This is a genomic window from Actinokineospora spheciospongiae, assembly GCF_003182415.1.
Lineage (GTDB): Bacteria > Actinomycetota > Actinomycetes > Mycobacteriales > Pseudonocardiaceae > Actinokineospora > Actinokineospora spheciospongiae.
This window is the reverse complement of the sequence record NZ_QHCP01000008.1, coordinates 209,444-230,516: the sequence shown is the minus strand read 5'-3', so window position 1 is coordinate 230,516 and position 21,073 is coordinate 209,444. Positions and strand designations below refer to the sequence as shown.

Here is a 21,073-nt window from a genome sequence, read left to right as displayed (position 1 = left end):
AGCGTGGACAACCGCCGCCGGGACGGGCATCCTGGACAGCGGCACATCCCGTCCGAGTGTTCGCTGTGGACGGTCAACGGCGATGAGGGGGGACGCGGTGCAGACTCCGAGCCCGGTGGCGTCGACGCGGATGCGGGAGGTGCTCGGCCACTTCGCCACCGGCATCGTGGTGGTCACCGCCGCCGGACCCGCGGGCCCGGTGGGCTTCACCTGCCAGTCGTTCGCCTCGCTGTCGCTGGACCCGCCGCTGGTCAGCTTCTCCCCCGCCCGCACCTCCAGCACCTGGCCGGTGATCAGGGCGATCGGCCGGTTCGGGATCAACGTGCTCGCCGAGGACCAGGAACCGGTGTCGGCGGCGTTCGCCCGCAGCGGCACCGACAAGTTCGCGGGCATCGCCTGGCGGCCCAGCGCCAACGGCGCCCCCGTCCTCGACGGCGTGTGCGCCTGGCTCGACTGCACGCTGTGGAACGAGTACGACGGCGGCGACCACACGATCGCGCTCGGTCACGTGCACGACCTCGCCGCCGACCCGTCGCGGTCACCGCTGCTCTACCACCGGGGGTCCTACGGCATCGGCTGAGGCGTGGTGAACGCCGCGTCCTCACCCCTGGCGATGCGCAGCGCCTCGGCCACCCGGCCGCGCAGCCGCCGGTCCATGACCCGTTGCGCCAACCCCCGGATCGGCAGCACGGCCCGCGCCCACCCCGGGGCGACGATGGTGCGGCTGCGCCCGGCGATGCCCTCCGCCAGCGCGTCGATCCCCCTGCTCAGCGGGGCGGGCCTGTTGATCGGGCCACCGGTGACCGCCCGCGCGGCCTCGGTGCCGAAGCCCCGGCTGGTCATGTCGGTGTCGAGTTCGGCGAAGTAGGCCACCCCGACCCGGGCCCCGGTCGGGCGCAGTTCGGCCCGGAGGGTGTTGCCGAGGGCTTCCACCGCGGCCTTGGAGGCGCTGTAGGCGCCCAGGAGCGGCAGGTGGACGGCCGCGGCCAGGGAGGAGATGAGCACGGCGTAGCCGCCGGGGTGGGCGATGTGCGGGCCCGCGGCGCGCAGCGTGTAGTAGGCGCCCAGCACGTTGACCTGGAGGGTCCGCTCCATGGCGGCGGGGTCACCGCCGATCAGCGGCAACTGCTTGGCGATCCCGGCGTTGGCCACCACGACGTCGAGACCGCCCAGCTCGCCGACCAGTTCCTCGACCGCGCGGTCGACCTGTTCCCGGTCGGCCACGTCGCAGGGGCGCCAGGGGGCGGCGCAGGACGCGGCCACCTGCTCCAGCAGCTCCGGTTCGAGGCCCGCGAGGGCGACCCGGGCACCGGAGTCGGACAGGCGGGTGGCGAGGGCGGCGCCGATGCCGCGGGCAGCACCGGTGATGAGGACGCGCATCCACCAAGCCTAGTTTGCGAACGTCGATGTTCGCAAACACTGTTCCCCGCGCAGGGGGTGGCGCCTGAAAATGCACCAGGGTTGCCCCACCCGCCTCGTACGCTGCCCGCGTGTGGAGCCGCCGGTCGAACATCGATGACGAGTTGCGGGGCAGGGTGGAGGCCCTGCCCGGCCTGGGCGCGTCCGCGTGGCTGGAGTTCGACGCCGAGATCCGCTCGACCCGGTTCCCCGCCACCTGGAGCACGGCGCTGCGCAGTCGCCTCACCGACGGCACCGCCACCCCGGCGGACGTCCTGCTGGCCGCCTGCCACCGCGACGGGCACCTCCGCGAGGCCGCCCTGCGGATCAGCACCGACCCCCGGATCGCGGCGCTGCGCAGCGGCGACTGGGTCCCGCAGGTGCGCGACCTGGCCCGCGAACGCTGCGCGGCGGCGCTGCCGGACGCCCTGCCCGCGCTGGTCGGGTTAGCCAGGGCGATGCGCGACCGGGCGCACGGCGGCTGGCTCGCCGAGGCGGTGACGGCGGCGCTGACCACCGCCGCACCCGAGGTGCTGGCCGCCGCCAGGGCCGTGGAGGACCGGAAGGCGCGGCGGATGGTCTTCGCCACCACCGCCGCCGCACTGCCCCTGCCGGAGCTGCTGCACCTCGCCCGCACCGACCGGGACCGGGAGGTCCGCCTGATCTGCGGGGCGGCGGCACTGCGCGCGGCCAGGGCGGCGGACGACCCCGGCGCGGTCCACCCGCTGCTCACCGCCCGCACCTCGGCGCTGCGCGCGGACGCCGTGCACACCCTGGCCCTCGCCGGTGACCTGCGGCCCGCCGCGGCGGCGCTGACCGACCGGACCGCCGTCGTCCGCGCCACCGCCCAGGCCGCCCTGCGCCGCGCGGGCGAGGACCCCGCCGCCCACTACCGGCGGGTCGACCCGCCCACCCCGGAGTCGGTGGCGGGCCTGGGCGAGACCGGTTCCCGCGCGGACGCCGACGCCGTGATCCCACTCCTGGCCGCGCCCCTGCCCCGGATGCGCGCCGCCGCGGTCGACGCCGTGCACGCCCTCGGCGCCGGGACCCCGGACCTCCTGGCGACACTGCTCACCGACCCGTCGCCCCGGGTCAGCCGCCGCGCGGTGCGGGCCCTGCGCGCCACCCCGCCGCCCGAGCCGTTCCTGTGGGCGGCGCTGGCGCCGGGGAACCCCACGCACCAGCGCACCGCCGCCTACGCGCTCCTGCGCGCGGCCTCACCCGCCTGCCGCCTGCACACCGACCTGCTGCTGCTCGCCGACCCCGCCGACCCGCTGCACGGCGCGGCGGAGCGCGACATCGCCGAGTGGCTGCGCAGCGGGTCCGCGACGGCCTACCTGCGCCCCGGCGACGCGCCCTGGGCCGACCTGCTCGCCGGGGCCGCACCCACCCTGGGCCAGGAGCGGGTCCGCGTCCTGCGGTTCCACCTCGGCCTGCGTCACTGATAGCCGCGGATCTCGCAGAACGCGGCGGCCAGGCTCTCGGTGCGGGCGTCGACGTACTCGCCGCCGGTGCGGTCGGCCACCGTGCGCATCTCCGACTCGTTGGCCTCCCCGAACAGGATCGGGAACACCGGGACCGGGGGCGCGGTCGTGAGGAAGTCCAGGTAGGCGGGGAGCCCGACACCGTCGGTGTTCTCGCCGTCGGTCATCAGTACCACGCTGGTGAAGCGGTCACCCGCACCGGCGGCGAGCCCGTGCGCGGTGATCAGCGAGTCGTAGACCGCCGTGCCGCCGCCCGCCCGCAGACCGTCCACATCGGACCGGATGGCGGCCAGCGACGGGCCGGGGTCCGCCGCGTCGACGGTGAAGTCGTGCCGAGGCAGCGGGCGGCTGTTGAACGGCAGCAGCACGATCTCCTCCCGCTTGCGGAACCCGCACACCTTCCCCGCCAGTTCGGACCCGGCGCCGGTCAGCTCCTTCAACGCGGCCCTCAACCCGTCGATCCGACCGTCCCGCGCCATGGACCCGGACACGTCGAGCACGTAGACCACCCGCGACGGCCGCCGCAGGTCGTCGTTGTAGGCCTGCAACAGCGCCTCGATCGCCGCCCAGCTATCCGGGAACGGGATCTCGTTGAGCGACCCCGGCACCCCCTGCGGGCGGTCCACCCCGGGCACCGCGGGGCGCCGCGACGTGGTCTCCCCGATCGACCGCTGCACGTCCGGGGTCCGCAGGTACTCGGTCAGCCGCCGGTGCAGGTCGCGCGCCCCGGCGGAGGCGCCCGCGAGCGCGGTCAGCGGGTAGTCGCCGACCACCACGCCGTCGGTCGGGTAGACCAGGGTCAGCGGCTCCGGCAGCCGCCCGGACCGGTTGAGCGCCAGCAGCGACGACTCGTAGCTGACCAGCCCGTCGATCGGCCCGCCCGGCTGCCTGCCCGCGTTGCGCTCCACGTAGGCGTCGGTCAGCCAGTCCGACGACGGGGCGGTCAGCCGGTGCACCGAGAACAGCGCCGCCACCTGCTCGGCCACCTTCCCGATCGCCTCCACGTCGAGCACCCGGCCGCTGCCCTCCAGGGCCGCGGTCATCGCCAGCAGCGCGGAGAAACCGGTGTTGGAGGCGTTCGGGTCGGTCATCGCGAAGGTGAACTGCTCCGCCCTGGCCGCCGCCACCACGTCCGGCCAGCGGACCGGCCTGCCCGCCCAGCCGAGCCGGTCCGCGGTCGACTTCGTCAGCCCCAGCACCACCGGCGAGGCCATGGTCTGCACGGACGTGCCCAGGTGCGACCCGGCACCGGGGAAGGTCCGCAGGTAGTTGGCGGAGGAGAACCACACCGCGTCGTACTTGCCGTCCGCGGTGCCGTCGGCGACCTGCTTCGCCCCGTCCAGGCTGCCGACGAAGGTCAGCTCCACCCGCACGCCGGTCGCCTCGGCGGCCCTGTCCAGCACCGGTTTCATGTCCGCCAGCTCACTGCCCGCCAGCACCCGCAGCGTCCCCGGCTCCCCGGGTCCGACCGCGGGCGTCTCCTGCGTGCACGCGGTCAGGCAGAGCGCCGCGAGCAGCACCGCACCGAGAACCCTCATCCCCCACACCTCTTCCCGGACGCCCGCATGGCCACCAACCGGTCGACCAGCGACCGCATCTCGTCGAACGACGGCGACTCCGCCGCGGTCACCGGCGGGTCGGCCAACCCCTTGGGCTGCACGGTCCGCCCCTGCGGCCGGAACCCGTGCTCGGCCACCAGCCGCGCCAGCTCGTCGTCGTCGCGCAGCACCTGCCCGACCCGCTGCCCCTTCGCGTCGAGCGCGATCAGCGTGTGCACCGAGGCGATCCCCGGGTTCGGGTAGAGCACGTCGTGGCCCTCGGGGAGCACCTTCGCCGACAGGTACTGCGACTCGTAGACGAACGCCATCGAGGTGCGCGGGTTCTGCCCGGCGTACTGGTCGAACAGGTCCTGGCTCTTGATCGGCTTGCTGCCGCCCTGCGCGGCGAACAGCGGGCACACCTGGGCCGCCACCGCCGCCATGTTCTCCGCCCCGATCTCGGCCCGGTTCTGGTTGCGGGTCCACGCGGCGGCGGCCAGCAGCAGGAACCCGGAGTTCGAGGCGTCCGGGTCGGTGGAGTACAGCAGCACCGGGGTCTGGTCGGTGGCGGGGCCGTCCGCGTTCAGCGCGCTCCACGTCGTGCCCGCGCTGACGAGTTCGAGCACCCGCCCGAGGTCGACCACGTCCTGGTCGGCCACCGACCGCACGACGCCGTTGGCCCTGAGCGTGGTGACCGTCTCCGACAGCGTGGCGATGACCATCGGCGAGGAGAAGACCTCGTACGGGTCCAGCGCGGGCAGCTCGTGCCGGATCGCCTGGTCGTCCAGGATCTCCCGGGCGGTGGTGCGGCTGCCGGGGAAGGCGAAGTCGTAGCCGTGCCCCTCCCGCCGCAGCGGGTCCACCATGTCCAGCGACCCCCTGGAGTCCACCACGACCCGCAGCGCCAGGCACCGCAACCGCTCGACGACCCTGGGGTCGCGGAAGAACTCCTCCTTCTCCGACCCGATCACCCCGTGCACCTCGGCCACCGGTTCGTCCACACAGGACCCACCCGCGGCGCCACTCCCACCGCCCTTGGCCACGTAGACCGCGACGACGGCGATGATCGCCACGCCCAGCACCAGCGCCACCAGCCGCGCCGTGCCGCCGCGCCTCCCCGGCGCGGTCACCGGAGCCCGTCCGTGTTGCACCACAACGTCAATCTCCTGTTCCTGTGTCCAGCAGCCGCAGGTCGGGCGGCACGAGGGTGGCGGTGTCGAGCAGCACCCGCAGCAGGTTGCGCTTGATGGCGTCCGGGGGCGCCGAGTCGGCGGTGACCCCCGCAACCCCGGCCGCGGCCAACCGCTTGCGCACCCCGTCCACGGCGTGCTCGGCCCGCCGGTCGGTCCACCCCTGTTGGCGGGGGACCTCGTTGAGCCTGCGGCTGGTCTCGTTCCAGGACAGCGGGTGCGCGTCGTCGGCGCGCAGCAGGTACAACTGGAACAGGGCCACCAGCACCAGCCGCTCCCGCGGCGACAGCGGCCAGGCCAGGTCACGGGTGCCGGTCTCCGGGCGCACCCGGTCCGCACCGCGCCGCCCCGAGCTGACCAGCAGCTCCACCACGTGCAGGCGGCTGCCCTGGATGTAGAGCGGGGCGTAGCCGTGCGGCACGGTGGTCTCGTGCTCGTGCAGCAGCGCGGGCGCGTCGGAGATGCGGATCGGCAGCCTGCCGCCGTTGCGCAGCGTCCACCGCCCGTCCGGGGCACAGCGCAGCGTGGCGTGCTCCCGGCTGACGTACCAGTCCCCGGCCCCGACGGTCACGTGCACGTCGGGGCTGTTGCGGCCGAGCACCAGCGTGCTGTGCGCGCGCGGCGCCGCGGCGTACCCGCCCTCCTCGCCGAGGACGAACAGCGTGCCCACCGGCGCCGGGGCACCGCCGAGCAGCGGCTCGTGCCGCAGCAGGCTCGGCGTCAGCGGTTCGAGGAAGTACATGCCCATCGACGGGGGCTCCTTGGTCGGTGCGGGCCGGTCGTGCCGGTCGGTGCGGGCCGGTCGTGCACGACGTTAGGGCCGCGGTGGCGGGAGCCCTCCCGCGTCGCGGGTGTGGTCGTCCGGCCGCGCGGGCCCCGGCGGCGCGGCGGGCCCGCGCACCCCGAACGCCAACAGCGCGCCCGCCACCGCCAGGGCGAACAGAATCCACACCCCGGCGACCCCGCTGAACACCAGCGCACCGCCGACGATCCCACCGACCGCGCCCCCGGCCACCACCTCGGGCACGCGCACCCCCGCCAAGCGCCCCCCGGCCCGACCGGTCGCGGACTCCCCCGGCCCCCGCGCCCCCGGCTCCACCGCCCCGGTCCCGGCAGGCGCCCGCTCCCCCTCCCCACCGAACAACCACGTCTCCGACCCGATGAACCTCCGCCACCCCGCCCTCGCAGGCGCCCCCTCCGACCCGGCAGGCTCCCGCCCCGCCGAGCCACCAGGCACCCACCTCTCCGACCCCGCAGGCCCCCGACCCTCTGATCCAGCAGGCGCCCACGCCGCCGAACCAGCAGGACCACGCCCCTCCGGCCCATCAGGCACCCACGCCTCCGGTCCCGGAGGCTTCCGACCCTCCGACCCGGCAGGCACCCAACCCTCCGAACCGGCAGGCCCACGTCCCTCCGACTCACCAGGCGCCCATGCCTCCGGCCCCGCAGGCCCCCGCCCCTCCGACCCGGCAGGCACCCAGCCCTCTGAACCAGCAGGCCCCCGGCCCTCCGGCCCAGCAGGTTCCCACCTCTCCGGACCGGCAGGCGTCCGCCCTTCCGGTCCGGCAGGCGGCCAGCCCTCCGAACCAGCGGGCATCCGCCCCTGTGGCCCGGCGGGCGTCCCCCTCCCCGGTTCCCCTGGCTGCCGCCCTTCCGGCCCGGCGGGCGTCCGCCCGTCTGGTTCGGCGGGCGCCGACCGCTTCGGTGCTCCGGTTCCCCGCCCGCGCGGCCACGCCGGTAATCGCTTCTGCGGGGTGGCCGACCGGCCGCGCTTGGGCTTACCGGCCGCCAATTCCCCCGCCAGCGATGCCCGCAGGCGGCTGAGCTGCTCGTCGCGGAGGGCTTCCCGCGCGGCGGCGGCGAGGTCGCCCGCGCTCTGGTAGCGCTCGTCCGGCTTCTTGGCCAGGCCCTTGGCCACCACCGCGCGCAGCCCGTCGCCGATCGACTCCGGGAGCGGTGGGGGCGGGGTCTGCATGTGCGCGACCAGCACGGACATGTCGTCCCCGGCGAACGGCCGCCGCCCGCTGAGGCACTCGTAGAGCACCACGGCGAGGGCGTAGACGTCGGCGCGGTGGTCGGACCTGGTGCCGTCCAGGCGCTCCGGGGCGATGTAGTGCGGGGTGCCGACGATCTGGTTGAGCCCGGTCAGCGGTTGCGCCTCGATCGGCTGCGCGATCCCCCAGTCGAACAGCCAGGCGTGCTCGCCGCCCGCCGCGGAGACCTGCTCCAGCAGGATGTTCGACGGCTTCACGTCCCGGTGCCGCAGGTGCTTGCGGTGCGCGGCGTCGAGCGCCGCGGCGACCTGGGAGACCACGTGCACCGCCCGCTCCGGGTCGAGGCCGCCCGGGTGGGCCTTGATCTCGGTGGAGAGGTCGGTGCCGTCGACGTAGCGCATGGCGATGTAGGGCTTCTCGCCCACGGAGTAGTTGTAGACCGGCAGCACGTTCGGGTGGTCGATCTGCGCGGCCAGTTCGCACTCCTGCCGGAACCGCCGCTCCAGGTCCGGGTCGGTCAGCGCCCCCGCCGAGAGCAGCTTCAACGCCACCTGCCGGTTGTGCAGCATGGTGTCCTCGGCGACGTGCACCTCGCCCATGCCACCGCGGCCGAGCAACCGCACGAGCCGGTAGCGGGTCACTTCGTCGCGCACCATCGAACCTCGCACTCCAGCGTGAGCCCGGTGCGGGGCCCGGGAGTCCGGAGTCTAGGCACGCGGGTGCGGGTGGGCTCCCGAGTTCAACTCCCGGTCACCCACCCGCCGCGCGTTGTTCGCCCAGCCCGGCCCGTTCAGCCGGGCACGGTGCCGGTGGCCGCCCGCAGCGCGACGAGGAGGGGTGGATTCCGTGGCCGGTCCGGCGGGGGTGAACGTCCCGGGCGCGGCACCCGCTCGTGCCGGTCGTCCGGTCAGACGGGCTCGAGCAGGCAGTTCTTCAACCTGAACGCCTCACCCAGGTCTTGGCCGACGTAGTAGCCGTCGGGGACCACACCGCCGCGGAAGTCGGCGCACGCGGGTCCGCCCCAGTAGTCGTTGAGCAGCATCCCGTCCACAACGGCGAAGCGCGTGGTGTAGTACGACGCCCGGTAGAACCAGCCGGTGCTCTTCAAGTCGAGGTGGTAGCCGTCCTTCTTGATCAACCAGCGCGCCCACCCCTGCTCGTCCACCTCTTGCAATTGGAACTGGCAGGCGGAATCGATGTCCTCGTACATGACGATGTAGTCCGCGAACGCCACGTTCGAGGGCCAGTCACTGCGCGGGCCGAGGTACCCGGGGATCATTGTCTTCCCGTTGTTGCTCAGGAAGTCCGCCTTGCAGCGGTACCACGTGTCCGGGCTGACCGCCGCCGCCTCGCCGGGCAGGGTGAGGGGTGGTCCCTTGGGAACGAACGGCTGGTCGTCTGCGGATGGGAATCTCGCCGGGTCCGACATGGCTGCTCTCCTCACGGTAGTCATCGCAGACTGCGTGTTCGGCATCCGACGTGACAACCCGGGAACCCCGGCATCACCTGTCCGGGACGGGCCACACACACCGATCGAAGGAACGTCCCGGCGGTGCGGCAAGCCGGGACGCTGATCGGGTGGGGCGGGGGTTCCGGCAGGCCCCCGACGCCTGCCGGAACCCCCGCCCGGTCCGGTGCCCCGCCCGCGGCCCTCCGGGCGGCGCGGGCGTGACCAGGACTCCCACCGCCCGCGAGGACGGCTCATCCCCCGGGCGCGGAGCCACATCCGACTCAACGAGCCGAGGACGTCCCGGAAACGCCCCGCGCCGGGAAGACCGGCGGCACGCGGGGAGGAACCCGAGGTGCCCCGTCAGGCGCGGCCGGGTGGGTTCGGCACTACGGCGTCACCACCTCGGGGATGAGCTGCCCCCGGCTCACCGCCGCGTCCAACTCCGCCTGCGACAACTTCCAGACGACGGTGTCGCCGCCGGTCGGGCCGGAGAAGGTGAACACCGGCTGGGCGTGCTTCGCCAGCCAGGGCAGCAGGTCCGGCGAGGCGTAGCCGTAGCCCTGGCTCAGTGGGCGGCTCTGCGTGAGCACGTAGTCGGCCCGGTGTTGTTGCAGGGCGCCCAACGACACCCAGGTGCCCACGTGCAGGTCGTTGCCCTCGCCGGAGTGCAGAGCGAACTGCGCCGTCGGGGACGTCAACCCGACCCGCGACCCCGGCGGCACCTGGGTGTCGAGGTAAGCCCGGGCCTGCTGGTAGGCGTTGTCGCGGACGCTGCGGGCGTGGATGGCCGACGCCAACCCCGCCAGCACCACCAGCGCCGCCGCGACGGTGAACACCGGTCGGGCGCGCAGGGTCCACCGGGGCGGTTCGGTGAAGGCGATGCCCACGGCGAGCACGCCCGGCACCACGACGAAGTAGCCCATCTGCTCCTCGAGCGTGCCGAAGGCCAGCGCGAAGAGGCCGAGCAGCCCCATCACCGAGGCGACCAGCCCGACCAGCCGCCGGTCGGCCCGCGTGGACCGCAGCGCCCACAGCCCGGCCGGGACCGCCAGGCCCAGCAGCACGTAGGACGTGCCGAACCGGGTCAACTGCGAGATCAGCGCGTCCAGCAAGCTCGGTGCCTGCGCGGAGTTGAACCCGGTGATCTGGTCCAGCCCGGCCATCCGCCGCACCCCACCGACCTTCGCCGCCCACCAGCCCGGCAGCCGCCCGGTGACACCCAGCGCCACGAGGTAGGCGGCGTAGGGCACGAGCCCGGCCGCGACCACGACCAAACCCTGCCGCACCGGCATCGTCTTGCGCCACACGACCGCCAGCACCAGGGGCAGCAGGGCGGGCACGACCGCGACGTCCTTGGCCACCACGGCGAGGCCCAGCAGCACCCCGCCCAGCACCGCCACCCACCGCCTGCGCGACAGGACGCAGAGCAGCCCGGCGAGCACGAACACGAACGCGGGCGTCTCCAGCATCACCCGGCTGTCGTTGCGCAGCACGAACGGGTCGGCGGCCAGGACGACCGCACCCACCACGGCGATCCACGGCCGGGTGACCCGCAGCAGCAGCGCGTAGGCCAGCCCCACGCCCACCGCCCCCAGCACGGCGTTGACCCACCGCAACTGGAACACCAACGAGGTCGGGTCGGCGGAGAGCCCGAAGACGTCGATCACCGCGCCGTTGATGAGGAAGGTCAGCGGCGGGTGCAGGTGGAACGGCTGCCCGGCCAGGTTCGGCCACTCACCCCGGCTGACCGACAGCGCCAGCCGCGAGTAGGTCACCTCGTCGATGAACAACTCGTTGGCGGTCACCAACCCCCACACCCGCAGGGCCAGCGCCAACACGACCACCGCCGCCCCGGCACCCACCAGCCACCCGGCCCCGGGCGCCCGCCGGTGCGACACCACCACCGGTTCCCCCGCCGGGGGAACAGCCACCGCGGTCACGAACCCACTCCCACACCAGAGCCGACATCCCCCGCCACCGCAGGCCGATCCGCACAGGCAGGACCACCCCGTCCCAGCGCAGGCAGCACCCACCCGGCGCCCGCAGGCACCGCTCGCCCGGCGCCCACGGGCATCACCCGAGCCGTGCTCACACGACCACCTCCGCCACGGTCCGCTCCACCCAGTCCTCCACGTCGTCCACTCCGGACACCGCGGTCGCCCCGGCCGACTCGGCCAGGAACGCGCGGGTCTTCTCCTCCCAGGCGAACCCCGCGCACGGCACCCCCGAGCCGACCGCGAACACCAGCGCGTGCAGCCGCAGCCCCAGCACCGCCGAGGCCCGCCCCACCACCGCCTTCGCCAGTCCCGGCGGCAACTGCGGGCCGACCACCGGGACGTCGGCGCCGAGCCGCTCGGCGAGTTCCCCGGCCAGCACCGAGTCCCGCCGGGCCAGGCCGAGGCCGTAGTCCGCGTGGGTCGACAGCGCCACCGCCGCGACTTCCCCACCATGGTCGCGCCACCGCCGGGCGGCGCGCAAACAACTGTCCACAGCCACCCCCATCCGCTCGTCGGACGGCAGCGCCTTCAACGACAGCAGCAGCAGCGGCCGGTCGCGGTCCACCCCGGCGGCCACCAGTGCCCGGTCCGCCGCCTCGGGCGATTCGGGTTCCAGTCGCAGCGCCAGGTCGCCCACGTTCGGCACCTCGACCCCGAGCGTGCGCACCGACAGTTCGTCGCGCACGGTGATCCGGCCCGCCCGGGCCGCGGCGCGCAGGCCGCGCATGGCCAGCGGGGGCGTGCCCGGGTAGACCCCGATCGCCAGGTAGAAGGTGTCGCGCCCGGCCGCCTCGGCCGCGGCGACGACCGAGGGCAGCAGCCGGACCAGCGGCGGCAGCCCGGCGCCGAACATGCCGCCGCCGACGACCAGCACCGCCTGGCACCAGCGCAGCGCGGCGGCGAAGGACAGCGGGGTCATCGGCCGCGCGGGCACGGCGTGGGTCCACTCGACCATGCGGGGGTTGCGCGAGAGCACGCCCACCTCCGCGGTCGCGGGCAGTTCCTGCAACGCCCGCGCCAGCAGCGCCTCGTCACCGGTGTTGCCGTTGCCGAAGTTCCCCACGACCAGCACCCGACGACCGGACAACCCGCTCAACCCGGTCACCCGAGCCCCCTCTCCACTCCGGACAAGACAGAACCGCACAGACTCACCGGGAACGCCAGGACCGCGTCCGCCACCGGTGGATGCCCTGGTGGGCCAGGCTCGCGGCGGGCACCACCGCCCGAGGGCGGGTGAACTGGAGAATCCACGCCGTGCGCGTCCCCTCCCCCAGGTTCGGGTGCGCGGAGTGCACCGTCTCGAACAGGTGCATCGCCGCCCCGCCCACCGGCAGCGGGCAGTCGACCGCGGCCGACTCGTCCACGCCCACCGTCCGCAGCGCTCCCCGCCGCCCCGGCACCTCCTCGTGCGCCAGCACACCGCCGAGGTGGCTGCGCGGCACGTACCGCATGCAGCCGTCGCGGGCCCCGACGCCGCCCATCGGCACCCACACGTTGAGCCGCCGCTCGGCGAGGCCGGACCGCTTGTGCACCCGGTCCTGGTGCCACACCGTCTCGAACCCGCACCCGGGCGGTTTGCGGATGCTGTGGTCGAACCGGAACCAGGTGCCCGGCCCGAGGACCTGCCTGGCCAGGGCGCGGCTGCGCCGGAACACCGCCGAGCGGCGCAGCGCGGGCGAGAGCACCGACGGGTACAGGATCTCCGGCACGTCGGCGCCGAAGTCGCCGTCCGTCGCCCCCAGGTCCAGCACGCTGGTGGCGGGCAGCGCCGGGAACGACTCGAACAGCCGGTCCAGTTCCGCGGCGACCTCCGCCACCTCGGCCGCGGTGAACAGCGAGGGCACCGCCAGGAAGCCCTGCCCCAGCAGCGCGTCGCGCTCGCGTTCAGCGACCACCGTGTGCGGCATCCGCGCTCCACTCCCGAATCGCCGACAGGTAGCTCTCCTCCTGCCGTTCGGCCAACCAGTCCCACGAGTACGCCCGGGCGAACTCCCGCCCCGCCGCGCCGAGCCGGTCGGCCCGCTCCGGGTCCAGGGCCAGCGACACCAGTGCCGCGCCCAGGGCGTCGGTGTCGAAGCACGGGACCCGCACGCCGACCGCCTCGGGTACGACCTCGCGCAGGCAGTCGATGTCGAAGGCCACCACCGGGCTGCCCGCCGCGGCGGCCTCGACCGCCACCATCCCGAACGTCTCGAACCGCGACGGCACCGCGACCACGGCGGCCCCGGCGAACAGGCGGTACTTGTCCACCCCGGCCACCCACCCGGCGAACCGCACCCGGTCGGCGATCCCAGCCCGCGCCGCCAGCGCGCGCAACCGCTCCTCGTCCGGCCCGGTGCCCGCGAGCACCAGGTCCCCCGGCAGGTCGCCCGCGCGCGCGGCGAACGCGGTGAGCAGCAGGTCCAGGCCCTTCTGGGCGATCTCCAGCCTGCCGACGAACACCACGTCGCACCCGCGCGGTTCGCGCACGTCGAACGCCCGCGCGTCCACGCCGTTGCCGACCACGTCGACCCGGGCGGTGCGGTTGATCCGGCGCAGTTCCCGCGCGATGCCGTCGGACACCGCGACCATCCGCCGGTGCGTGCGCACCCCGGCGCGTTCGACGAGGTGGAACGGCAACCTGTACTGCCGCGCCTTCTCCCTGGCGTTGAGCCACTGCACCATGCCCAGCGTGGGCCGGTTGGTCCACAGTGGAGCCGCCATGGTGGAGATGGGTGCGAAGAAGTCCTCGACCACCAGGTCGGCCCGGTGCCTGCGGGAGACGAACGGCAGCGCCACCGCGTAGCCCGCGATCCGCCCCAGGTAGGTGCGCCCCGACCCGACGCCGACGTGCAGGTAGCGCACGCCGTCCTCGACCCGGTCGACGCAGCCGGGCCAGCGGGTGGTCAGCACGGTGATGTCGTGGTTGCGGGCGAGCCTGCGGTTCATCTCGTGCGTGCGCACCGCCCCGCCGCCGGACCCGGGCAGCGCCGGGTCCTCGAAACCCAGGTGCAGCACCCGCAGCCGCTCACCGGGCGCAGGCTGCGGCCGACCCGACCGCAGCCGCCACAGCGCGAACAGCCCGAGCGCCACCGCCAGCACGGCCCAGGCCGGGGTCCAGGTCCGCGCGAGCCACAACGGCGGCAGCGCGACCAGCGTGGCCAGCACGGCCCCGAGCGGCACCGGCAGCGGCTCGGTGCGCACCGCCACCACGGCCGCGGCCACCGACCCGAGCGCGGTGCCGACGGCCAGCCCCGGCACCCCGCCGAGGAACCAGCCCGCCGCCAGCCCGGCGACCAGCAGTCCGACCGCGACCGCCAGCATCCCGGTGACCTGCCCGAACGCGCCGCGTGCCTGGTGCACGGTGGCCACCAGGGTCACCACGCCGTAGCCGAGACCGGCGACGGCGGTGGCCACCACGAGCCCCCCGACACCGGACAGGTGGGCGGGCACGACCAGGCCGAGGACGTCGGCGGGGGCGGTGACCAGCACAGCGGCGGCGGGCAGGCCGAGCCACCCGTAGGCCGACAGCGCCGAGCGCAGCGCGTCGCGCCGGTCCGGGCCCGCCAGCCTCGGGTACAGCACGACGGCCAGGGCGGTGGCCACGTACAGCGGGGCCCGGCCCAGGGTGCTGGCCAACTGGAAGCCCGCGGTGTCGGTGTCGGCCCCGGCGAGCACGGGGGCGAGCACGATGTCGGTCGCGGTGAACACACCGAGCAGCGCCTGCGCCCTGGTCAGCCCGGCCGTCTCCCGCCACCGCGACCGGTCGCCCAGCAGCCCCGGCCGCCAGCGCAGGTCGCGCCAGGCGGGTTTGGCCGTCCCAGTCGGACCGAGGTCACCGAGCTGCGATCCGGCGGTCTGCGGCACGCCGTCGCCGACCGCCCGCGCGGTCAGGCCGCCGACGAGCAGCACCGCCGAACCGACCACGAACGCGCCCAGCGCCCCGGCCGCGCCGAACCCGGCGACGACCGCCACCGCGCCCAGCGCCACCCGGACGACGACCTCCGCCACCCGCAGCACGGCGAGCCGGGCGAACCGCAGTTCCCCCTGCAACCAACCGATCGCGGTCCCCGGCAGCACCACCGCGGCCACCGCGGCGGCCGTGGCCAGCACCGCGGGCACCGGCGCGTACACCGCGCTGATCCCGCCCAGCACCAGGGCGACGAGCAGGGCGCCGACCAGGCTCAGCGTGACGCTGTGGGCCATGGCCGAGCGGCGCCCCGGGGAGCCGGGCGGGTGCACGCGCACCGCCTTGGCCAGCGCCCACGGGATCGCCGCCGAGGCGGTCCCGGCCAGCAGCAGCATGGTCTGGCCCGCGGCGAACACGGCGTACTGGGCGCCGTCGAGCAGGTGGGCCAGGACGATGCCGTAGCCGTAGCTGACCAGGCTGACCACCATCGTCGCGCCCGCCACCTGCAGGCCCGCGCGGGCCAGCGGCGCACCGCTCACCGGCGCTCCACGGCGGTGGACGAGGTCGCGGGCAGGGGGTTCACCCCGGTCAGCAGGTGTTCCTCGGTGGCCAGTTCGACGCTGACCGGCTCGACGTTCCACCGGGCCAGCACCGACTCGGCGTCGAGCTCGTCGCAGCCGTGCAGCAGCGCCGTGCCGTGCTCACCGTCCACCCGGACCTGGTCGGTCAGCCTGCCCCGGGGGGCCGGGACGTCGCGGGGCACCCGGAAGCGCACGGCGGTCGCCATGTCGGAGCGGGCGTGGCGGCGGCTGCGGCGCGCGGTGCCGCGGCGGGTGATCTCGGCACCGACCACCCCGGCCAGCAGTTCGGCGCTGCGGTCCCAGGTGAACGCGGACGCCCACGCCCGGCAGCGGTCGGACACCGCGGCGGCGGTGTCGTCGTCGGCCAGGGCGGTGAGCGCGTCCACCACGCCCTGGCCGAGCGCGGCGGCGTCCGGCACGACCCAGCCGGTGCGGCCGTCGAGCACCGAGTCGTCGATGCCCGCGGCGGCGATGGCCAGGCACGGCACGCCGAACCTGGCCGCCTCCAGCACCGTGCAGCCCCAGCCCTCGCCCTGGGAGGTGGAGGTGGTGAGCCAGGCGCGCTGCATCAGCTCGTCGCGCTCGGCGTCGGAGAGCCTGCCGCGGAAGCGCAGCGAGCCGCGCAGGCCCAGTTCGCCCGCCAGCAGCTCCAGCGGCCTGCGCAGCGGGCCGTCGCCGATGACCTCCACCCGCAGGTTCGGCACGGCGGTGAGCACCTCGGGCAGCGCGCGCAGCAGCAGGTCGACCCGCTTGTGCGCGACCAGCCTGCTCACCAGCACGATCGTCGGGTCGGGGTCGCGCGGACCGGCGCGCAGCACCGACGGCTCGTTGCCGTTGGGCACGATGAACACCGGGCCCCGCGCGCCCAGCCGGGTGCGCATGTCGCGGCGGGTCGACGGGGAGACCGCGACCATCGCCCGGTCGCGGTAGACGCGCCTGCTGACCGGGCCCTCCAGGAACCGGCCCACGGCGGCCACCGGCTTGCTGAAGTGCGCGCCGAACTGGTCCTGGTGCACGTGGTGCACCACCTGGACGACGGCGGTGGACTTCGGCACGAACGCTGGGGCGAAGAACGGGATGCCGTTCTGGCAGTCCACCACGGCGTCGAACAGCGAGCCGACCCGCAGCAGCGCCGAGGCCGCCGCCGGGTACAGCGAGAACTGCCCGCCCCGGCGCAGGACCTGCACGCCGTCGATCACCTCGCGGGCGGCGGCGCCCTCGGGGCGCGAGGTCAGCCAGGTGACCTTCACCCCCGCGGCGGCCCAGCGGCGGGCGATCTGGTGGGCGTACAGCTCGGCGCCGCCCGCCTGCGGGTGCCTGATGTCACGCCAGTTGACCAGCAGGACCGAGCGACCCCGCAGCGCGTGCAGACCGCTCACCGGTCCGTCCGAACCCGACACGCCGCTCATCCGTTCGTCCCGAGGAGACCGAGGGCCGCGCGGAACGCGGGCAGCCCGTCGCGCAGCGGGCGGAAGGTGGAGCGGGCGTCGTCGGTCCAGTTCACCGGCAGCTCGACGACGGTGCCGCCCTGGGCCTGCACACCGCGCAGCAGCTCGACGTCGAAGGCGAAGCCGGTGACCGCGCAGCCCGACAGCGCGCGCTGCACCGCGCGGCGCTCGAAGAACTTGAAGCCGCATTGGGTGTCCGACACCCCGGGCACGACCCGCCTGGTCAGTGCCCGGAACGCGGCGCCGCCGACGCGCCGGGTGACCGGCTGCCTGCGCACGATGGCCGCGCCGGTGGCGTAGCGGGAGCCGATCACCGCGGTGGCGCCCTGCTCCAGCAGCTCGGCGGCCGGGCCGAGGGCGTCGATGGGGGTGGCCAGGTCTGCGTCGACGAACCCGACGAACCGGGCGGAGCTGGTCATCATGCCGCGCCGGACCGCCGCGCCCTTGCCCGCCGTGGAGCAGCCGATGACCTCCACCGGCACGGCGGCGGAGGCCGCGGTGCGGGCCACCCGGGAGGTCGCGTCGCTGCTGCCGTTGTCCACCACGACGATCCGCGTCGACCACGGCACCCCGGCCAGGTAGTCGGCGGTGGCGGTGAGCGACACCCCCAGCCTGCGCGCCTCGTTGTAGGCCGGGATGACCACCTCGAGGTCCACAGCGGAGCGCCGTGGCCGGGGGATGGCCGGGTCGGACACCTGTGCCCGGAGGGCGCGGGGCGGCAACTGGCTGGCCTGGGTCACACGAGGGCTCCCGTCGTGATTGCGGATTCCTGCGATCTGTTCCTGCCTGCGGTGGCACAGCGGCTCTGACCATAGGACACGGTCGGTTGCGGCGTAACACAGGAGGGGTACCTGTTCACAACACGAAACGGCGAATTCACCGTTACGACGACACCGAGAGTATCGAGTGAGCGGGGTCACGATCCACCATTTCCGCAGGTGGACGCCGGTCCCGGAAATGGTTGAAGGCAGAAACAGTCAACGTTTGCGCAGCTCAGGGGCCCCCGTGGGCAATTGCTCCGTTTGCCACAATGTGTCACACCGCTGTTGTCAGCAAACTCGAACTTCATTCACAGCTTCTGCGGTGGTCCGATTTTTCCGTCCTGACCCGTGCTCCGGAGCGCTACCTGCGAAAGTAGGAAAATGTGGGGAGCGATCAATCCGAAGCCGTCCGGACGAAGCGACCGTCCACTCCAGACGGTGGTTGACCTGCCCGCAGCACCCGCATCGCCACCGCGCCGACCAGCGGGCCGGGGGCGAGCAGCAGGAACGCGTACCGCCAGCCCGCGGCCTCGGCGAACACCGGCACGAGCGCGATGCTGACGGTGGTGAGGGTGAAGCCGAGCGCGGTCTGCGCGGTCAGCGCGGTGCCCACGTACCGCTGGTCGGCGGTCTCGCTGAGGACGGTGGAGAACACCCCCGAGTCGGCGATGACCGCCGCGCCCCACACCACGCACAGGACCGCGAGCGCGGCGGGCCCCGCGGCGAAGGCGATCGGTGACAACAGGCAGCACGCCCCGCTCACCGCCAACGCCCCCACGGCCGCGGACGAGCGCCCGCACCGGTCCGAAGCCCACCCGCCGAGCAGGCACCCGACAACACCGGCGACCCCCAGGGCGAAGAAGACCAGGACCTCCGAGGCCGCGCCCCCGGTCCCGGCGGCGACCAGGAAGGCGGGTAACCAGGTCCACAGCGCGTACAACTCCCACATGTGACCGAAGTAGCCGAAGTTCACCAGCCGCGGCCCCCGTTCCCCGAACATCGCCACGGCGTACCGGGGGTTGCGCGGCGGCGCACCCACCGCGGCGTGCGGCCCCGGCCGCACGGACACGACCGCCACCACCGCCCCCACCACCCCCAACCCGGCCGCGACGGCGAGCACGCCCCGCCACGGCAGGTGCCCGACCCCACCGAGGAGGTGCGGCAGCGCCGACCCCACCGTCAACGCCCCCACCAGGATGCCGAGCGACCGCCCCCGGGTGGCCGACTCCGACCAGGACGCCATCAGCTTCATGCCCACCGGGTACACCCCCGCCAGGCACACCCCGGTCAGGAACCGCAACGGCACCGCACCGGCCATCCCGTCGACGGCCACGGCGAGCACCGCCGTGCACGCGGCGGCGGCGAGGGCGCAGGCGGCGAGCAGCAGGTGCGGCCGGACCCGGTCGGCGAGGGTGAGCGCGGCGGACCCGACCGCGCCCACGACGAACCCCACCTGCACGGCCCCGGTCAGCCACACCGCCTCGGCCGCCCCGATCCCCCACTCCTGCCGCAGGCCCGGCACCACCGCCGACACCGAGAACCAGACGGCCAGCGCCAACACCTGCACCACCGCGATCCGCATCCGCACGCTTCCCCCAACCCTCGTCCGTTCACCGCGGACGAAGATTACGGCGGAACGGTTTCGGGGGCGAAAAGTTGTCCACAGCCCCCTTTGCGGTCCACTGGGGACAGTCAGCCGCGACCGACCACCGCGTACCCGACGACCCCGAGCGCGATCACCAGAATCCCCAACCACGCCACCGCGCCCGGCGCCGCCCCACCCAGCACCAGCGGCTCCGCCACCGCGACGAACACGACCTCCCCCGCCTGCGTCGCCTCCACCGCCGCCAGGTGCACCGGGTCGTCCCGCACCCGCCGGGTCGCGGCGAAGAACAACGCCGTCGCCACCACCCCGGACGACAGCGCGACCAAAGCCGTCCCGGCCACCTGCGTCCCCGACGGCAACCCCGCCCGCACCCCACCCACCACGGCGAGGACAACCCACCCGGGCAGGCTGCCGACCGTCAGCGCCAACACCCGCTGGAACGTGTCCAACCCACCACCGAGGTCCATCGACTTGCGGTTGCCCACCGGATAGGCGACCGCCCCCACCAGCACCGCGACAACCCCCACGACCACGGACCAACCGAGCCCCCCGGGTGCCTCCAGGACGGTCAACGCCACCCCACCCAACACCACCAGCGACAGGACCAGCGCCACCGGGGGAATCCGCCTGCGGGCCGGATCGCGGTAGAGGACGGGGGCCAACACCATGCCGCAGACGATCGTCACCTGCCACACCGCCGCGACCACCCACCCGGGCGCACTGTCGGCGGCGAAGCACAACGGCGCGTAGAACAGCCCGAACCCGACGGTCCCCCACACCAGCCACCGCCCCGGCGCCGCCCGCAGCGCAGCGCCGACCGGACGCAGCCCACCACGCAACCCCACCAGGGCGGCGAAGACGGGCAGGGTGATCAGGTAGCGCAGCGCCGCCGTCCACTCCCACGCCCCACCACCGACGGACAGGCCCCGGTTGGCCACGAAGGACACCGAGAAGAACAGCGCGGAGAGCAACCCGAGCCCCATCGCGGCGGGGAGGCCGGAGAGGGCCAACGGGCGGACGCGGGGCACGCGGAGCGGGAACGGAGTGGACACCCCGCGATTCTGAGCCAGAGACGGCCCACTCCACCAGCAAACCACCCATGACGGACAGCACAGCGAACCACTCCGCACGGCCCGGGGCCTGCCCGCGAAGCCGCTCGGCCACCCCGCACCGGCAGCCAACCGCCCAGAACCCGCCGCTCACCAGCCGCCGGACAACGGGCTTCCGAAGTGGTCGGCGGCTGCACTGACAGGACTCGATGCGGCTGGTGACCGGGGCGGTGTTGGCGGGATGACTGGTTGCCGCCGCACCGGCGGGTTCGCTGTGGCTGGGGGCCACGCCAAATCTCGACGGCACAGCGGCCGACCACCCCAAGAATGGCCGACCCGCCCACACCTCACCCACGCACCGGCAACCAACCGCCCAGACCCCGCCGCCCGCCAGACAACTGGTTTCCGAAGCGGTCGGCGGCTGCACTGACAGGACTCGATGCGGCTGGTGACCGGGGCGGTGTTGGCGGGATGACTGGTTGCCGCCGCACCGGCGGGTTCGCTGTGGCTGGGGGCCACGCCAAATCTCGACGGCACAGCGGCCGACCACCCCAAGAATGGCCGACCCGCCCACACCTCACCCACGCACCGGCAACCAACCGCCCAGACCCCGCCGCCCGCCAGACAACTGGTTTCCGAAGCGGTCGGCGGCTGCACTGACAGGACTCGATGCGGCTGGTGACCGGGC

16 protein-coding genes are annotated in these 21,073 nt (G+C 74.4%); 2 read left to right on the top strand and 14 right to left on the bottom strand.

Going from position 1 to position 21,073, the window contains the following annotated elements; genetic code table 11:
* The first annotated feature begins 97 nt into the window (after positions 1-97).
* Positions 98-580, top strand: coding sequence for a flavin reductase family protein (locus tag DFQ13_RS21930; protein ID WP_325050953.1), 483 nt, complete (start codon positions 98-100; stop codon positions 578-580).
* Here DFQ13_RS21930 and DFQ13_RS21925 read toward each other — a convergent pair.
* Positions 565-1,380, bottom strand: coding sequence for an SDR family NAD(P)-dependent oxidoreductase (locus DFQ13_RS21925; RefSeq protein ID WP_110081153.1), 816 nt, complete (start codon positions 1,378-1,380; stop codon positions 565-567). The two genes, DFQ13_RS21930 and DFQ13_RS21925, sit on opposite strands and share 16 nt — an antisense overlap.
* Positions 1,381-1,490: 110 nt before the next feature.
* Here DFQ13_RS21925 and DFQ13_RS21920 point away from each other — a divergent pair, with 110 nt between their 5' ends.
* Positions 1,491-2,843, top strand: a complete 1,353-nt coding sequence (locus DFQ13_RS21920) for a hypothetical protein (protein ID WP_110081152.1) — start codon at positions 1,491-1,493, stop codon at positions 2,841-2,843.
* Here the strand turns inward: DFQ13_RS21920 and DFQ13_RS21915 are convergent.
* From DFQ13_RS21915 to DFQ13_RS21855, 13 genes are all read right to left on the bottom strand, one after another.
* Positions 2,837-4,420, bottom strand: a complete 1,584-nt coding sequence (locus DFQ13_RS21915; protein ID WP_110081151.1) for a vWA domain-containing protein — start codon at positions 4,418-4,420, stop codon at positions 2,837-2,839. The two genes, DFQ13_RS21920 and DFQ13_RS21915, sit on opposite strands and share 7 nt — an antisense overlap.
* Positions 4,417-5,550 carry a hypothetical protein gene (locus DFQ13_RS21910; protein ID WP_035278582.1) on the bottom strand — a complete coding sequence of 378 codons (1,134 nt, stop codon included), beginning with the start codon at positions 5,548-5,550 and terminating at the stop codon, positions 4,417-4,419. The genes DFQ13_RS21915 and DFQ13_RS21910 overlap by 4 nt, the downstream gene beginning before the upstream one ends.
* 28 nt (positions 5,551-5,578) lie before the next feature.
* Entirely contained in the window at positions 5,579-6,358 is a 780-nt protein-coding gene (locus DFQ13_RS21905; RefSeq protein ID WP_110081150.1) for an FHA domain-containing protein, read from the bottom strand.
* 66 nt (positions 6,359-6,424) lie between these two features.
* The gene (locus DFQ13_RS21900) at positions 6,425-8,257 is read right to left on the bottom strand and encodes a protein kinase domain-containing protein (protein ID WP_181400097.1); all 1,833 of its coding nucleotides are present in this window, start codon (positions 8,255-8,257) and stop codon (positions 6,425-6,427) included.
* Positions 8,258-8,511: 254 nt separating this feature from the next.
* Positions 8,512-9,033, bottom strand: a complete 522-nt coding sequence (locus DFQ13_RS21895; protein WP_035278579.1) for a hypothetical protein — start codon at positions 9,031-9,033, stop codon at positions 8,512-8,514.
* 407 nt (positions 9,034-9,440) lie between these two features.
* Positions 9,441-10,994: an ArnT family glycosyltransferase gene (locus tag DFQ13_RS21890; RefSeq protein WP_110081149.1), complete on the bottom strand. Its 1,554-nt coding sequence runs from the start codon at positions 10,992-10,994 to the stop codon at positions 9,441-9,443.
* Between the two features lie 148 nt (positions 10,995-11,142).
* A complete protein-coding gene (locus DFQ13_RS21885) occupies positions 11,143-12,156 on the bottom strand; it encodes a polysaccharide pyruvyl transferase family protein (protein WP_161784419.1) in 1,014 nt (337 codons plus the stop codon).
* Between the two features lie 43 nt (positions 12,157-12,199).
* The gene (locus tag DFQ13_RS21880) at positions 12,200-12,958 is read right to left on the bottom strand and encodes a phytanoyl-CoA dioxygenase family protein (RefSeq protein ID WP_052020596.1); all 759 of its coding nucleotides are present in this window, start codon (positions 12,956-12,958) and stop codon (positions 12,200-12,202) included.
* Positions 12,936-15,479: a glycosyltransferase gene (locus DFQ13_RS34505; RefSeq protein WP_219994584.1), complete on the bottom strand. Its 2,544-nt coding sequence runs from the start codon at positions 15,477-15,479 to the stop codon at positions 12,936-12,938. The genes DFQ13_RS21880 and DFQ13_RS34505 overlap by 23 nt, the downstream gene beginning before the upstream one ends.
* Entirely contained in the window at positions 15,476-16,930 is a 1,455-nt protein-coding gene (locus DFQ13_RS21870; RefSeq protein WP_035278576.1) for a glycosyltransferase family 4 protein, read from the bottom strand. Before DFQ13_RS21870 ends, DFQ13_RS34505 begins: the two co-directional genes overlap by 4 nt.
* Positions 16,927-17,709: a glycosyltransferase gene (locus tag DFQ13_RS21865; protein WP_233427423.1), complete on the bottom strand. Its 783-nt coding sequence runs from the start codon at positions 17,707-17,709 to the stop codon at positions 16,927-16,929. Before DFQ13_RS21865 ends, DFQ13_RS21870 begins: the two co-directional genes overlap by 4 nt.
* A gap of 415 nt (positions 17,710-18,124) precedes the next feature.
* Positions 18,125-19,312 (bottom strand): MFS transporter, encoded by a 1,188-nt coding sequence (locus DFQ13_RS21860; protein ID WP_110081148.1) that lies wholly within the window; start codon positions 19,310-19,312, stop codon positions 18,125-18,127.
* 110 nt (positions 19,313-19,422) lie between these two features.
* Positions 19,423-20,388 (bottom strand): multidrug resistance efflux transporter family protein, encoded by a 966-nt coding sequence (locus DFQ13_RS21855; protein WP_219994581.1) that lies wholly within the window; start codon positions 20,386-20,388, stop codon positions 19,423-19,425.
* Between the last annotated feature and the right edge of the window lie 685 nt (positions 20,389-21,073).